The sequence below is a fragment of the Neptuniibacter sp. SY11_33 genome, assembly GCF_047778025.1.
GTDB lineage: Bacteria > Pseudomonadota > Gammaproteobacteria > Pseudomonadales > Balneatricaceae > Neptuniibacter.
Genome location: NZ_CP180543.1, coordinates 2,847,957 through 2,861,244 on the forward strand (window position 1 = coordinate 2,847,957; position 13,288 = coordinate 2,861,244).

The 13,288-nt window shown below is 44.7% G+C and carries 13 protein-coding genes; 5 read left to right on the forward strand and 8 right to left on the reverse strand.

All coding sequences use genetic code 11. The features are described 5' to 3' along the window. Nucleotides 1-76 precede the first annotated feature (76 nt). On the reverse strand, nt 77-907 hold the full coding sequence (locus tag ACMXYV_RS13440) for a hypothetical protein (RefSeq protein ID WP_415888978.1): 831 nt from the start codon (nt 905-907) through the stop codon (nt 77-79). Nucleotides 908-1,100: 193 nt separating this feature from the next. Here ACMXYV_RS13440 and ACMXYV_RS13445 point away from each other — a divergent pair, with 193 nt between their 5' ends. Genes ACMXYV_RS13445 through ansA form a run of 3 tightly spaced genes read left to right on the forward strand, consistent with a single transcriptional unit; the run spans nt 1,101 to nt 6,286 of the window. After that, nucleotides 1,101-2,744, forward strand: a complete 1,644-nt coding sequence (locus ACMXYV_RS13445; RefSeq protein ID WP_415888979.1) for a FecR domain-containing protein — start codon at nt 1,101-1,103, stop codon at nt 2,742-2,744. Then, a complete protein-coding gene (locus ACMXYV_RS13450) occupies nt 2,741-5,209 on the forward strand; it encodes an EAL domain-containing protein (RefSeq protein ID WP_415888980.1) in 2,469 nt (822 codons plus the stop codon). The genes ACMXYV_RS13445 and ACMXYV_RS13450 overlap by 4 nt, the downstream gene beginning before the upstream one ends. Nucleotides 5,210-5,269: 60 nt before the next feature. Then, on the forward strand, nt 5,270-6,286 hold the full coding sequence (gene ansA / locus ACMXYV_RS13455; protein WP_415888981.1) for an asparaginase: 1,017 nt from the start codon (nt 5,270-5,272) through the stop codon (nt 6,284-6,286). Between the two features lie 3 nt (nt 6,287-6,289). Here the strand turns inward: ansA and ACMXYV_RS13460 are convergent, their stop codons facing one another. Further along, entirely contained in the window at nt 6,290-6,694 is a 405-nt protein-coding gene (locus ACMXYV_RS13460) for a phnA protein (protein WP_415888982.1), read from the reverse strand. A 190-nt stretch (nt 6,695-6,884) separates the two neighbouring features. Further along, a complete protein-coding gene (locus ACMXYV_RS13465; protein WP_415888983.1) occupies nt 6,885-7,409 on the reverse strand; it encodes a hypothetical protein in 525 nt (174 codons plus the stop codon). A 118-nt stretch (nt 7,410-7,527) separates the two neighbouring features. On the opposite strand from ACMXYV_RS13465, the gene purT reads away from it, so the two are divergent. Together purT and ACMXYV_RS13475 are read left to right on the forward strand one after the other, a co-directional pair. Then, a complete protein-coding gene (purT, locus tag ACMXYV_RS13470) occupies nt 7,528-8,709 on the forward strand; it encodes a formate-dependent phosphoribosylglycinamide formyltransferase (protein WP_415888984.1) in 1,182 nt (393 codons plus the stop codon). A 114-nt stretch (nt 8,710-8,823) separates the two neighbouring features. Beyond that, on the forward strand, nt 8,824-9,024 hold the full coding sequence (locus ACMXYV_RS13475) for a transcriptional regulator (protein WP_415888985.1): 201 nt from the start codon (nt 8,824-8,826) through the stop codon (nt 9,022-9,024). A gap of 15 nt (nt 9,025-9,039) precedes the next feature. Here the strand turns inward: ACMXYV_RS13475 and ACMXYV_RS13480 are convergent, their stop codons facing one another. From ACMXYV_RS13480 to ACMXYV_RS13500, 5 genes are all read right to left on the reverse strand, one after another. Beyond that, nucleotides 9,040-9,972 carry a nucleoside recognition family protein gene (locus ACMXYV_RS13480; protein WP_415888986.1) on the reverse strand — a complete coding sequence of 311 codons (933 nt, stop codon included), beginning with the start codon at nt 9,970-9,972 and terminating at the stop codon, nt 9,040-9,042. 102 nt (nt 9,973-10,074) lie between these two features. After that, nucleotides 10,075-10,620 carry a DUF3299 domain-containing protein gene (locus tag ACMXYV_RS13485; protein ID WP_415888987.1) on the reverse strand — a complete coding sequence of 182 codons (546 nt, stop codon included), beginning with the start codon at nt 10,618-10,620 and terminating at the stop codon, nt 10,075-10,077. An 11-nt stretch (nt 10,621-10,631) separates the two neighbouring features. Beyond that, nucleotides 10,632-11,891: an ABC transporter permease gene (locus ACMXYV_RS13490; protein WP_415888988.1), complete on the reverse strand. Its 1,260-nt coding sequence runs from the start codon at nt 11,889-11,891 to the stop codon at nt 10,632-10,634. After that, nucleotides 11,888-12,589: an ABC transporter ATP-binding protein gene (locus tag ACMXYV_RS13495; protein ID WP_415888989.1), complete on the reverse strand. Its 702-nt coding sequence runs from the start codon at nt 12,587-12,589 to the stop codon at nt 11,888-11,890. The genes ACMXYV_RS13490 and ACMXYV_RS13495 overlap by 4 nt, the downstream gene beginning before the upstream one ends. A gap of 13 nt (nt 12,590-12,602) precedes the next feature. Continuing rightward, nucleotides 12,603-13,283: a ZrgA family zinc uptake protein gene (locus ACMXYV_RS13500; RefSeq protein ID WP_415888990.1), complete on the reverse strand. Its 681-nt coding sequence runs from the start codon at nt 13,281-13,283 to the stop codon at nt 12,603-12,605. Nucleotides 13,284-13,288: the final 5 nt, after the last annotated feature.

Below are 13,288 nucleotides of genomic sequence, written 5' to 3' on the forward strand. Positions count from 1 at the left end.
GCATTTCTAAACAAGACTGTATAAGGCTCGGATCACGCTCAAACATCCATGGATGCGTAAGACTTAGGAACAGACTTCAAATTTCAATGTTATGGTTTAGCAACTTCCTAGTTAAAGCTTCATCTAACCGTAGTAAATCTTCATCCTGAATTTCAATACAGGCACAATTATTTGTTTCTAGAAGCTCTTTTTTACGCATCTTAGCAGATAGCTCAGTCGCTGCTACCTGATCTCCCCAATATTCGACATAAAGATGATGCTGAGGCAGATAAAAATCGGCATAAAGCTTCTCAGAGAACGGCAGACGGCGCTTATAAGCATGTGCTAATCCAGACAAATATAACCAATTATCGATTAAACGCTCGGCTTCATTTGCGACTTGATGGCCATCACAACAACGAAGTTCTAAATCATTTAATCCCGTCTGAACCTCTTCAACCCAATCGGTCAACACTTCATGCTCAACCGTTGAATCAGACCATAAAACATAAGGCACGCCAGTGGATCTGTTTTCCCGTTGATGAGCACCATTTTTTTCACCTAACGGAGTCACTTGCCAACCTTTTTTATTAGCACGAATCCAAGCCATCTCTTGAAGAATCTGCTCCATGGCTGTACGACTCAGTGAAAAGTGCTTACTTAATTGGGAGAGACTAAGTAAACCAGCATCGGGACTGGATAACGCTTTATGCTCCGCAACCTCCCTTGGCCAAATAATATATCGACCAAATTTCTGACTTTCACGATACTTACCACCTTCAAACTCACCCTTAGTCGTTAGTTGCCACGCCTCATTTTGACGCTCAATCCACCCTAAGGATTCTAACTCAGCAAACATCTGCTTCGTTGTTTTCTTGAGCGCCTTAGCTAAAGCTGAAGTCGATAAAGTTTCAGGTATTTCAGACATTCGGTTTTCCCGACCAAGTTTAAAAAGCTAACATGAGTAATCATTATGACAGTAAAAGCTCTCTAAAATCGCTTTATAACTTATACTTTTCAATAGGCTAAAGGGATGTAACTCAAATTTAATCCCTGACTAAATTAAATTCTGTTCTAATCTAGATCAGCGTTTGCGATGAAATAATCAAAGGAAACTGATTATGGCTACCGATTCCCCTACCAAATTATTCCGTACCATAGCAATGTCATGCATTCTATTGGTAGCACCTACCGCTATGGCCCAAGAGTGGGTTTATTCAGTGGTAGAAGGGGACACTCTGTCAGAATTTAGCCAAAAACATCTCTACAAAACGTCCTATTGGAAGCAGCTCCAGAAAATTAACAATATTGCTGACCCTAAACGCATTCCCGAAAACACTAAAATTAGGGTGCCTCTTGCTTGGATTAAGTCTCAACCAGCCTCCGCCGTTGCTACGGCAATTGAAGGGGATGCCACAATAATCAAACACGCTGACAATAGCCAAGAAGTACTTACGCTCAAATCAAAGTTTAACTTAGGCGATCAGCTGCTTACGGGAAACCAAGCGAGTGTTATTGTCCGTTTCGCGGATGGTAGTGAGATGCTGGTGTTACAAAACTCACGAGTTAGCTTTAATCACCTACGCCAATACGGTGAAACAGGTATGGTCGATTCTCGAGTTCAACTGATCTCGGGGGAAATTGACACCGTAGCACAGCCACAAAGGGGGGATGGTGCTCGTTTAGAGATCCATACCCCTGCAGCCATTTCAGCCGTCAGAGGCACTGAGTTCCGTACCGCCTATTCAGCTGATAACAATACGGCACGTATCGAAGTGCTTGAGGGCGGAGTTGCTGTAAAAGGCGCTAAAAGAACACGTTTAGTCAGATCAGGCTTCGGAACAACCGTTGAAAAAAATAAAGCGCCAATGGTGCCGAAGAAGTTGCAACCAGCACCAACGCTGCTAGAGCTCCCCGAAGAAATACAGCAAATTGGTTATGAAGTTCGCTGGAATGAAAATTCAAAAGCAGCCAACTACCGTGCGCAGATTTCAAAATCTGACCAGATCACAACAATTTTATGGGATAGCCACAGTCCTCGTAACCGTATCAATCTGCCAGACCTCGCAGACAATACTTATTACCTGCAGGTTAGAGCCATCGATCATGATGGCATTGAAGGTTTCGCAACAAATCAAGCAATCATTCTGAATGCGCGCCCACAACCTCCATTCCCTATGGCGCCAGCGAATAAAGCAACGCTTAGAGGTCAAACACCTTTATTGGAATGGACCCGTTCCAGTGATGCCGAAAACTATGTAGTAGAGATAGCAACAGACGCTAACTTCCAAAATATGGTCACATCTGATTCAGGCCTAACCACACCCAACCTAAACCTGACAGGCTTAGCCGAATCACAAACCTATTTTTGGCGTTTGGCGAGTGTTGATAGTAAAGGCGAACAAGGCCCGTACAGCGATACTCGAATATTTGATGTTAAGCCTATACCGGCAACCCCTCAGCCAGAGCTAGAACAAGATGAACAAGAGGTAAAACTGTCATGGGCATCCAGCAAATATGAACAAACATATCAGGTGCAAATCGCCCGCGATCGTAAATTTGCAACTATCCTTACAGATACAACCGTGGCAGAACCAGAAATAGCTATTCCTCGGCCCGAAGGTTATCGCTACATCCGAGTAAGAGCATTAGCCGATGATGGCTATGCTGGTGCCTGGGGTGTAACTCAGGAGCTCACCCCTCCTCCGAGTGATAGTTGGGTTTATGTATTTGGATCATTTGTATTGACCATTTTGCTGTTATGATTAAACGCCGATTACAACAATTGATCATTCTGGGATTGCTCTTTCTCAGTATTGTGATCGGCTATAATAGCTCCCTACTCCAACGTGTTGACCTTATTGCTTACGACACCCTGATATCTCAGGAATCGGATAGTCCTCCTGAAAATATCGTAATCATTGCAATAGATGACGCAAGTTTATCTCAATTAGGACGCTGGCCTTGGAGTCGAAGTATCCACGCGGATATGCTTTCACAACTTACAGAAGCTAATACCTCAGCCGTTGCCTTTGATATTCTCTTTGCTGAAACAGACAGTCCAGAAGCCGATCAGGACTTTGCCCGAGCAATCGCCCAACATGGCCGCGTAACCTTGGCTATGGCGCCCGAAAAGACAGACAACCCTGAAGGGATCAAAGAGCTACTACCTATCCCGACTTTAGCCGCGCCAAGTGATGGCATTGGTCATGTAGACACCGAGATAGATTTGGATGGAATTAGCCGAAGAGTTTACCTTTATGCGGGGTTAGGCGACCCTCATTGGCCAACTTTGGGCCTAGCGCTCTACCAAAGTTCCCAAGAGGCACAAACCGATCTCCCCTTTAAGAAATCTGCGTCCCCGTCGGGTTCAGGCTGGCTTCGACAGATCCCCTTTTTGATTCCATTTTATGGCCCCCCTGGAACCATCCAACGCTACTCATACATCGATGTACTTAATGGCACGGTAGCACTAGATAAGCTATCTGGAAAAACCGTGTTAGTGGGCGCCACTGCATCCGGTATGGGGGATGCGATAAGCACACCTGTATCCGGCCAACATCAGCGTATGCCTGGTGTTGAATTAAATGCCAATATTGCTGCTTCATTAATGGATAAACGCTTTTTATTTGAGCTCACGCCAACCGTCCATCTAATCATCACTTTAGGGCTGGCCCTGACCGTTTTACCTTTTATGTATCTGTTACCACGTCGCTATTATCCGTTAAGCATCCTTTTTGCCATTGCAGTAACCGTTGCGTTAACAGTCACTTTATTTAATGAACTAAAACTATGGTTCTCACCAACAGATGCACTAGCACTACAAGCTCTCTTCTTTATGTTCTTAAGCTGGAAACGCTATAACGCCTCGCAGCGACAGATCACTAAGCTTAATAAAGAGGTTTATCAGCAACTAAATTTTGATCCGATTACTCACCTACCGAATCGCGAGATGATAAAATGCCAACTTGATACTGCGATCGGTGAAGCCCAAGAGGGTGAAATCATCGCCTTTCTGGTAATCCAATTGAGCGGTATTAAAGAGGTTAATAACCGTCTCAGTATCTCGGCAGGTGATAGCGCACTGAATATAGCGGCCCAGCAAATCAAAACGGCCGTGGGTTTCCAATACCCTGTTGCGCGACTAGGTGGGATTGAGTTTGCAGTGATGTTGCCTAAGCAGACTGATCACAGTAATGCAGAACAAATTGGCCGCCGATTACTGCAGCTACTTCGCCTGCCCTGCCAACTGGAAGACCAGCATTTCTTCTTTAAGCCGTCCATAGGCATCAGTCTGTATTCCCAGGACGGCAGCGAATGCGAACCGTTAATCAATAATGCCTATACGGCCATGCAGAAAGCCAAATCAAACCCTAAACGGGAACTGTGCTTTTATTCAACAAGCCTGAAACAACAAATCATCGATGAATCTTCGTTAGTTGCCGATCTCCATCAAGCCTTAAGCCAAGATCAATTCGAAGTTTACTACCAGCCTCAAGTGTTAAGCTTAACCGGACAAGTTATCGGCCTAGAAGCGCTATTGCGCTGGAAACACCCAACGCGCGGACCTATTTCCCCAGCAGTATTTATCCCAATCGCCGAGAAAAGCGGTTTGATCATCAACATTGGTGAATGGGTTATGGAGACAGCCTGTCGCCAAGCAGCCGCATGGAATTGGCAAAATGACAAACCGATACGCATCGCCGTCAACTTGTCAGCTGTGCAGTTCCGTGACGAACAACTTATCGACAAAATTGAGCGTATACTGCAACAAACTCAGTTATCCCCAGAATTGCTAGAAGTTGAGCTTACAGAATCAGCGTTAATGGATGATCATCAAGAAACCATAACGACTCTCACTCGTCTCAAAGAGATGGGGATACAAATCGCGATAGATGATTTTGGTACGGGCTATTCCTCCTTAAGTTATTTGAAACAGTTCCCGTTAGATCGCATCAAAATCGACCAAAGCTTTGTCCGCGATTTGGATGAAAGCGCTGAAAGTGCAGAGATAACTCAAGCGATTATCAGCATGGCACGCAGCCTTAAACTTCAGATCATTGCTGAAGGCGTAGAAACTCAGCAACAACGAGGTTTTCTACTTACTCAGACCTGTGAAGAGCTACAAGGGTTTTACTTTAGTAAACCGCTTCCTTCTCGCGAGATCTCCAAACTCATCAACCAATCTCTCTACCTTACTCCTGATGATAGAAGCCAAAAATCCGATTGAACCGCTTTTAATCTTCAACCGTTCAACGTATATATAACGGGTTAATTCTGGAGATTGGAAATGAGTCAAAACGTTCTACTCATCTACACAGGCGGCACCATCGGCATGCAAGCCTCTGATAAAGGCTATGTCCCTATGAGTGGGTTTGAGGATGTCATTCGTAGCAGGTTGGCACACTCTCACCATTCAGCCCTGCCTGATTTTGAGATGATTGAACTCAATCCGCTCATCGATAGCGCTAATCTTGAACCATCGCACTGGAATAAGATTGCCGATCTAATCATCCAAAACTACCAACAGTATGATGGGTTTATCGTTTTACATGGTACAGATACCATGGCTTACAGTGCATCTATGCTGTCATTTATGCTTCAAGGAATAAACAAGCCTGTGATATTTACAGGTTCGCAAATCCCTCTGTCTGAGTTACGTAACGATGCGCTAGATAATCTAATCACATCGATGATTTTGGCGGCGTTTCATCCAGTTAATGAAATTTCTATCTACTTTAGCGGAAGACTATTACGCGGAAATCGCGCAAGTAAAGTGAAAGCAACCGGACTAGATGCATTCGATAGCCCTAATTTTCCATGGCTCGGACAGATCGGTTTACATATTGAGTTACACAACAGACTCTTTATTCCTAGTGAGAAAGAGAATTTCATCTCTCCAACGTTTGACCCTAATGCGGTTTCTATCTTGCCGATCTATCCTGGCATCTGTGGACAACTAGCATCTAGCATTCTCGAAAGTGAAGGATTAAAAGCAATTATCCTTAGAAGCTACGGCGTTGGTAATCTACCCGATAACAACAAAGCGTTATTAAGTGCTTTACGTAAAGCTCACGAAAATGGGATTGTTATCATTAATATCAGCCAATGCTTACAAGCAGATATTCTCCAAGGACAATATGCCTGCAGTGAAGCTTTAAATGAGATCGGTGTTATTTCTGGGGGAGAGATGACCTTAGAAGCAGCCTTCTGCAAGCTTCATTACCTGTTAGCAAACAAGTTATCTGTGGACGATATTCGGAAACAATTTCCTAACAGCCTGTGTGGCGAAATAGATACTGATTAGCGATTAGGGAATATCAATTTCCTCTAACCATGTTTGTTCATCAGGCTCTAAATATACCTGCTCAAGCAGTTCAACCGCCCAACGTTCCTGCTGAGCAATGTTTTGCAGCATAGCAATCGCCATCACTTTTACCGCAGGCACAGGGCTCCAAATAGAACTATTAAGGCAGCGCCAGTGATTATTATCGCGTGTTTTAGGGCGCTCAATCTGTTGCGTACAAACATCACAAATCATAATGCAATGTTCAAAGTTCGGCTCCGTCACAATAGGCGGCACCTCAAATATGCCTAATTTAATGCCTTGCGCATTACATAATTCACAATGAGAACTACAACGGCGCACCAGATCTTTGCCAAATAACGATAAACCGTGATGTCTCTCCTGATATCGTGCGTGACCTCTGGACATAGTACATCTCCTTCTCCTTCCCTATTTAAGAAATAGCATAAACGCTGTTATATGAAAGAAATCTAAAGAAATAATGGCGAGAGTCTCTAAGCCTTAAATAACAAAGGGCGATACCATGAACGGTATCGCCCCTTTCTGCCGGATGGATACTCCGACTAATCGGCCTTCTCAGGCAAAAGGTCTATCTATGTCATGCAGCCTGTTGATGATCCCAGTGCAGGTGAATAATCTCGACTAACGCTTTAGGGCAATGCTGCCGTATCAACTTATGAGTTTCCGTCATTCGCTCTGCGGGAATATCCACCATGACTAGTACACCCCCTTGCTGTAAAGCATGCTTATACTTTGCCAACAAATGTACCGGAGTGTCTTCACCAACCAGCTTTCCGAGCCATCCTCCTAAACCTATTCCAAGGATGCTACTTATGACCACTGTGCCACCGCTGACTGCTGAGCCAATCGGACCTAGCACTGTGGTTGCCACAAGGCCAGCTGCGAGGCCAAAACTGCCTCCTGCAACCATGCCCCAATCTAGATCATTTTCACGTTCGGTTGTTTCTATGTCGGTCGCGGCGCGCGCTGATATTTTCTCGATTAGAGATGCGTCTTCAGCAATAAAGTGAATAGATTCGTCTTCGATCCCAACCGCCAGAAAGTCAGCCACAACAGAATTTACTTGTGACACCGTAGGGGCGAGAAACACTAGCCTTCTCATGACCCTTAACCCTAAAAACAACACTTTTAGAGTATAGTTTATACCCTTTTTTCTGCTGGTGATTAGCGCGATTTGCACCGTATAATGCTTGAAATTTTTTCACGCAGAGGATTGGACAATGCTGCATATAGGGACCCCTTTATCAAATTCAGCTACCCGTGTATTAATGTGTGGTGGTGGCGAACTAGGTAAAGAAGTAGTCATCGAATTACAGCGCTTGGGAGCGGAGGTTATCGTTGTTGATCGCTACCCAAATGCACCAGGAATGCAGGTAGCTCATCGTAGCCACGTTATCTCTATGTTAGATGGCGAAGCACTTCGCAAAGTGATCGAGGAAGAGAAGCCAGATCTTATCGTTCCAGAGATCGAAGCGATCGCGACAGATACATTGGTTGAGCTAGAAAACGAAGGCTTCAACGTAGTACCTACCGCTCGAGCTGCTCAATTGACAATGAACCGTGAAGGTATCCGTCGCCTAGCTGCTGAAGAGTTGGATATTCCAACGTCTCCTTACCAGTTTGCTGAAACTTACGAAGAGTACAAAGACGCAATTACAAACGTGGGAATCCCATGTGTTGTAAAACCGATCATGAGCTCTTCAGGTAAAGGCCAAAGCACAATCAAATCAGAAGACGAAGTAGAAGCAGCTTGGCAATATGCTCAAGAAGGCGGTCGAGCTGGTAAAGGTAAAGTGATTGTCGAAGGCTTTGTGGATTTCGATTATGAAATCACGCTTCTGACTGTTCGTCACGACAGCCAAACAAGCTTCTGTGAACCAATTGGTCACGTTCAAGTGGGTGGGGATTACCGCCAATCTTGGCAACCACAAGAGATGACCGACAAAGCACTGGAAGTATCTAAAGAGATCGCAGAGAAAGTAACAGCAGCGCTTGGCGGACACGGCATTTTTGGTGTTGAGTTGTTCATCAAAGGCGATCACGTCTACTTCAGCGAAGTATCACCTCGCCCACATGACACTGGCATGGTAACGATGATCTCTCAAGATCTATCCGAATTTGCGCTTCATGCACGTGCAATTCTAGGTTTGCCAATCCCGAATATTCATTTCCACGGTCCTTCTGCATCCAGTGTTATTTTGGTTGAAGGTGAATCCAAACAAGCACGTTTTGGTAACCTTCAGCAGGTACTTGCAGAACCTAACACTCAACTACGTTTGTTCGGCAAGCCAGAAGTAACGGGCCAACGCCGCATGGGTGTGGTACTAGCTCGTGACAACAGCGTGACGGAAGCCAAAGAGAAAGCGATTCGCGGTTCTACCGCGATGAATGTTGAGCTTTAATAGTTCAAATTTTCCGAATTCAGGCAGATCTTGGTATCTGTCTGAATTTTATGGAACCTTTAGAGTTTCTGGATAACTAAGTACCACCGTTCAAAACTATTAAGGATAAGCGAAATGGCTGAACCCAAATGTCCAGAATGTAAGGTAGAAGGCATTGAACACATAGTCTCTAAAGACAGTAACGAACAAGCCAAAGATAGCCATGCTTGGTTCCAAGTCGCTTATTGTGACAGCTGCGGACATATCTACGGCGTATTTGCTAAACACACCATTTCAGCTGGCAAGAAAGGTCCACAACTAGTCCTGAATCGCTAAAAACGTGAACCCGATTTAGAAAATAATCAGGTGCATGATCCCTCTGACCGTCATGCCAAACAAACCACCGTATACGGCATATCTAATAACTTGGCCAATACGTTTGCCGGCAGCTGCAAATATAGCAACACCGAGAATATCAAGTGGGTTGGTTGCAAAACCAGCCATACGGTTTAGCTCGTTGACGGTGATTAAGCCCTGATTGACTAAGTCGATCGTCACGCCCATAAAGGCCGTGCCACCTGCAATAAACTTGGTCACCAGTGGTAGTACAGTTGTCTCAGGTAAACCGATCAAACCTAGCGCAGGCGCCAGTACCGAGCTTAGTAAACCAATCGCTCCAGTTACCTTTAAAATATTGACGCAGCAGATCGCTAAAATCAGCATTGGCAGCATATCAAGAACAAGCTTCATCCCTTCTTTACCACCTTCACCCAGCAGTTGCATAACCGACTTTTTACTGCCAACTTCCGCTGTTATCTCTGTTTCTTGAGTATCTGGATCGGTCAGGTTTCGCGTTAAAAGGTAATAGGTAAAAGCTGCAGCGGCTAAGCCCCCCACAACAGAGGTCAGCAAGGTCACACCCAAATCCAAACCAACTGCGCTCAGCGGGAAAGTCGCATTGGCTTGCGACATAGCTAACACCATCGCTAATGTAGCGGCGATATAACGACGGGAAGTACCGTTTTTATCCATTAAGGTTAAGGTGGCTAAAGGCGCGATAAAGCTGACAAACAGTAGCTTTAACATCGCCAATACACCTAGGCCGGGAATACCAAATATACGGGAAACGGGGGCCAACATATTAGAGATCCAGCAAAGTACACCTTTCGCCTCTAAGAGCTTCATGAGTGATAACATCACAACCATGATAGGCAGTAGGATATACAGCCCCATATCTAAGCCAGAACGGCCAGATTCAAGAATTAGCTCAACAATTTGATCCACGGGGGCAAGGTCTCTGAAAAGTGGTTAGGCCGGGAATTTTACCTAGCCCTTCCCCCTTAAACCAGCCATTCCTAATATTTCTGTAAATTGGTATGACCAATATCAAAGATCGTAAGGTTCAATTTGAAAAGCTTCCATGATGTAACCGGAGGTAGCCATATCATTGCTGACGGTCTCTGTGTTGATACGCCCTGTTACCCAAACGGCATCATAGAGGTTTTCAACATGAGTGCCTGGCTCAAAATTGACGTGGATTATTTGGTTGGACGGTGGCGGTGGGACATGTATACAGGCTCCAAAATAAGGAACCAAAAAGAAGGTCGTTACGGTTTGGCCTTCCGATTCTAGAGGTACAACATAACCAGGAATCCTGATCATTTTGCCATCGACTTCAGGTACAACTGGAGCAGACTGCATTGCAGCCATCATTTGGTCCAATAACTCCTGCGCTTTTGGATCAAAATCATCGATCATGGCCATCTCATCAGTGATGCCCAAAAGCTCATCTAACGAGAAGTCCGCAGGCATTAACTGTTCCCACTCAACCTCTTCTACTTTCTCACCATTCAGCATATTTGCTGTGGCAACATTACTCAACGCCAAAAAAATTAGGCTAAATAGCCAAAAAGGGAATCGCCCACTGAGCATTACACTCTCCACTAAATTTTAACTGCTACACCATCCGCCAGGGATTGTTTGTACGCTCGATATCCAGGTACAGCACCAACCACTGTGCCAGATAGTAATAGCACAGCAATGAGCTGCCATTGCCATAAGGTAGGCCCAGTAATACTTAACCAAACACCAAATTCTGTCTGAAGCCAAGGTGCTAATAATAGCAAGTTTAAGTACAACAAGAGCATTCCCAATATAATACTGATCGCTGTAACGAGAAAAGATTCCAAAATTAGTAAAGATAATATTTGCCAGAGACGCGCCCCAACTGAACGAAGGATCGCTATCTCCCTACGTCGCTCATTAAGGCTGGCTAGCAACAAGGTCATCAAACCTAGCATGCTAGATATGATCACCAGGCCTGACACCACCAGCAAAGCTTGTTCTGCCAAAGAGAACATCTGCCACAAAGACTGTAAGGCCAACCCGGGAATAATCGCTTGTAATGGTTCTTTTGTGTATTGATTGATAGATCTTTGCAGGTGGAAAGTAGAAAAGCGCGATGTTAACCCAAGCATAAACGCTGTGATCTGTTTTGGCTGTAGCTTGCTTAGTTGCTCTTCCGTATAAACCCCACCAGATCCGGGTATTTGCACACCCGCTTTCCAATCGATATGAATCGCTTCAATAGCCGCTAAACTCACGTGCAGTGTTTGATCTACAGGGGTCCCAGTAGGCTCAAGAATACCAACGACTTTAAAAGGCTTATCATCATGCTCAACCAGAGAGGCGTTACCTCGACCATGAGCGATCACAACAGAATCGCCTAACTTGTATTGCAACTTTTCCGCTACATCAGAGCCAATCACAACATCAAACACACCTTCAAACGCTTTGCCTTGCTCCAAAGCTAAAGGTTGTTTTTTGCCGTATCGAAAGTACTTAAAGTAATCAGACGATGTCCCTAATACTGGATAACCACGATGAGAATCACCCAATGAAAAAGGAATGCTCCAAGCCACCTTTGAGTGACGGCTAATCGCCTGATAGCTACTCCACGAAAGATTGTTAGTAGCATCGCCTAAGCGGAACACCGAATAGAGCAATAAGTTGATGGAGCCACCTTTAGCCCCAACAATCAGATCGGTACCAGATACAGTGGAGGAGAAACTGCTTTTGGTCTGAGTTCTCAGCGTATCTACCGCCATAACCAACATGATACTTACACTTAGCGACAAGACAGTCAGTAAGATAGTACTCTTACGATTGAGTAAGCTCTGCCAAGTTAAACGAAATAAGATCACAACGTGAAGCCCCCATCAGTACTAGGAACTAATCGTTCAACCCTCGAGAAATACTGCTCTAAGTTTGGATCATGACTCACCATCATCAGAGCAGCCCCAACCGATTCACACTGTTTACATAAAAGCTGCATAAACATATCTCTATGTTCAGTATCTAAAGCCGAGGTTGGTTCATCCGCAATGATAAGCCTAGGCGAGCCAAGCATCGCCCTAGCCACAGCCACGCGTTGCTGCTGACCTGTGGAAAGCGCTAATACCTTGCGTCCTTTGGTAACACTATCCCCTAACCCTAATTCCTGTAGCAGATATTTAGCACCTTCGCTAACGCTGCCGTATTTTTCTTCGGCTCTCGTTTTACGAGAAGCGGAGAAATGGCAGGGCAACGCGACATTGTCGATCAGATCAAGATGGGGTAACAGATTAAACTGCTGAAATATAAAACCGATGTGGTCGGCACGAAAACGATCCATCTTACGAGAAGTAAAAGCGCCCACATCTTGCTCTAATATTTTGATAGAGCCGGAAGACGGGGCAATCATCCCCCCCAACAGATTGAGCAATGTACTCTTACCACTTCCCGAAGGGCCTTTAATAAAGACCCTTTCGGCCTGCTTCAACTCAAAAGAAGGAACCGTAATCCCGTGTGTATGTCGGTTCCATCTAAAGGTTAAGGCATCAATTTCAACAGCACTTGGCATTTTGATTCCTTGGTTAAAGCTCTAAGACCCTCTGCTTAGGCGTGAGTTCCACTGAGCGGATATCAGCACCATTTAGCACGTTTACTTTCACAGTTTCCATGTGAGGGAAATGGCTAAAGAAATCTAATGTTACTGCATTTATTTTCTCAGGGTTAACACATTGGAAGTGATAATGCGCTGTAATGTTGCGATGTGTTTCTTCACCATGATCATTATGCTTGTCATGGTCATGATGCCCTTCATGTTTATGATTATCGTGGTGATCAGAATGATCATGATGGTCGTCGTGCTTATGGTGGTCGTGATGATCTTCATGACCGTGGTGTTTATCATGATGAGCTGCATGGTCATGATGCGCGTGCTCATCTTTCTCAGCACCGATCGTCACTTTAGTGTCATCAACAATACATAGCGCATCATCTGGAAATTTAACACGCGCATAAGCATCTTTTAGCTGCTTAGTAGCACTTTTAATTTTTTGTTTGTCTTCAGCACTTACCGCTTCGTGCTCAAATCCAGCAATGTTCATTAGAGGGGAACGTAGTTCCATCTCCGCTACATTACCTTCAATAACAAAATTTAGCTCGGCAATACCATGAACATGTGCTTCATGTTGATGGCCTTCAGCCATTACAGGACCTGCCAACACAGCTGTAGATAAAGCCGCTAAACGAAAAACTTTATTTAAAATCATCTCGA

Excerpts from the sequence above, each read along its gene's own strand:
- ACMXYV_RS13440 (WP_415888978.1), bottom strand. The coding sequence starts at position 907 with ATGTCTGAAATACCTGAAACTTTATCGACTTCAGCTTTAGCTAAGGCG.
- ACMXYV_RS13445 (WP_415888979.1), top strand. The coding sequence starts at position 1,101 with ATGGCTACCGATTCCCCTACCAAATTATTCCGTACCATAGCAATGTCA.
- ACMXYV_RS13450 (WP_415888980.1), top strand. The coding sequence starts at position 2,741 with ATGATTAAACGCCGATTACAACAATTGATCATTCTGGGATTGCTCTTT.
- ansA (WP_415888981.1), top strand. The coding sequence starts at position 5,270 with ATGAGTCAAAACGTTCTACTCATCTACACAGGCGGCACCATCGGCATG.
- ACMXYV_RS13460 (WP_415888982.1), bottom strand. The coding sequence starts at position 6,694 with ATGTCCAGAGGTCACGCACGATATCAGGAGAGACATCACGGTTTATCG.
- ACMXYV_RS13465 (WP_415888983.1), bottom strand. The coding sequence starts at position 7,409 with ATGAGAAGGCTAGTGTTTCTCGCCCCTACGGTGTCACAAGTAAATTCT.
- purT (WP_415888984.1), top strand. The coding sequence starts at position 7,528 with ATGCTGCATATAGGGACCCCTTTATCAAATTCAGCTACCCGTGTATTA.
- ACMXYV_RS13475 (WP_415888985.1), top strand. The coding sequence starts at position 8,824 with ATGGCTGAACCCAAATGTCCAGAATGTAAGGTAGAAGGCATTGAACAC.
- ACMXYV_RS13485 (WP_415888987.1), bottom strand. The coding sequence starts at position 10,620 with ATGCTCAGTGGGCGATTCCCTTTTTGGCTATTTAGCCTAATTTTTTTG.
- ACMXYV_RS13495 (WP_415888989.1), bottom strand. The coding sequence starts at position 12,589 with ATGCCAAGTGCTGTTGAAATTGATGCCTTAACCTTTAGATGGAACCGA.
- ACMXYV_RS13500 (WP_415888990.1), bottom strand. The coding sequence starts at position 13,283 with ATGATTTTAAATAAAGTTTTTCGTTTAGCGGCTTTATCTACAGCTGTG.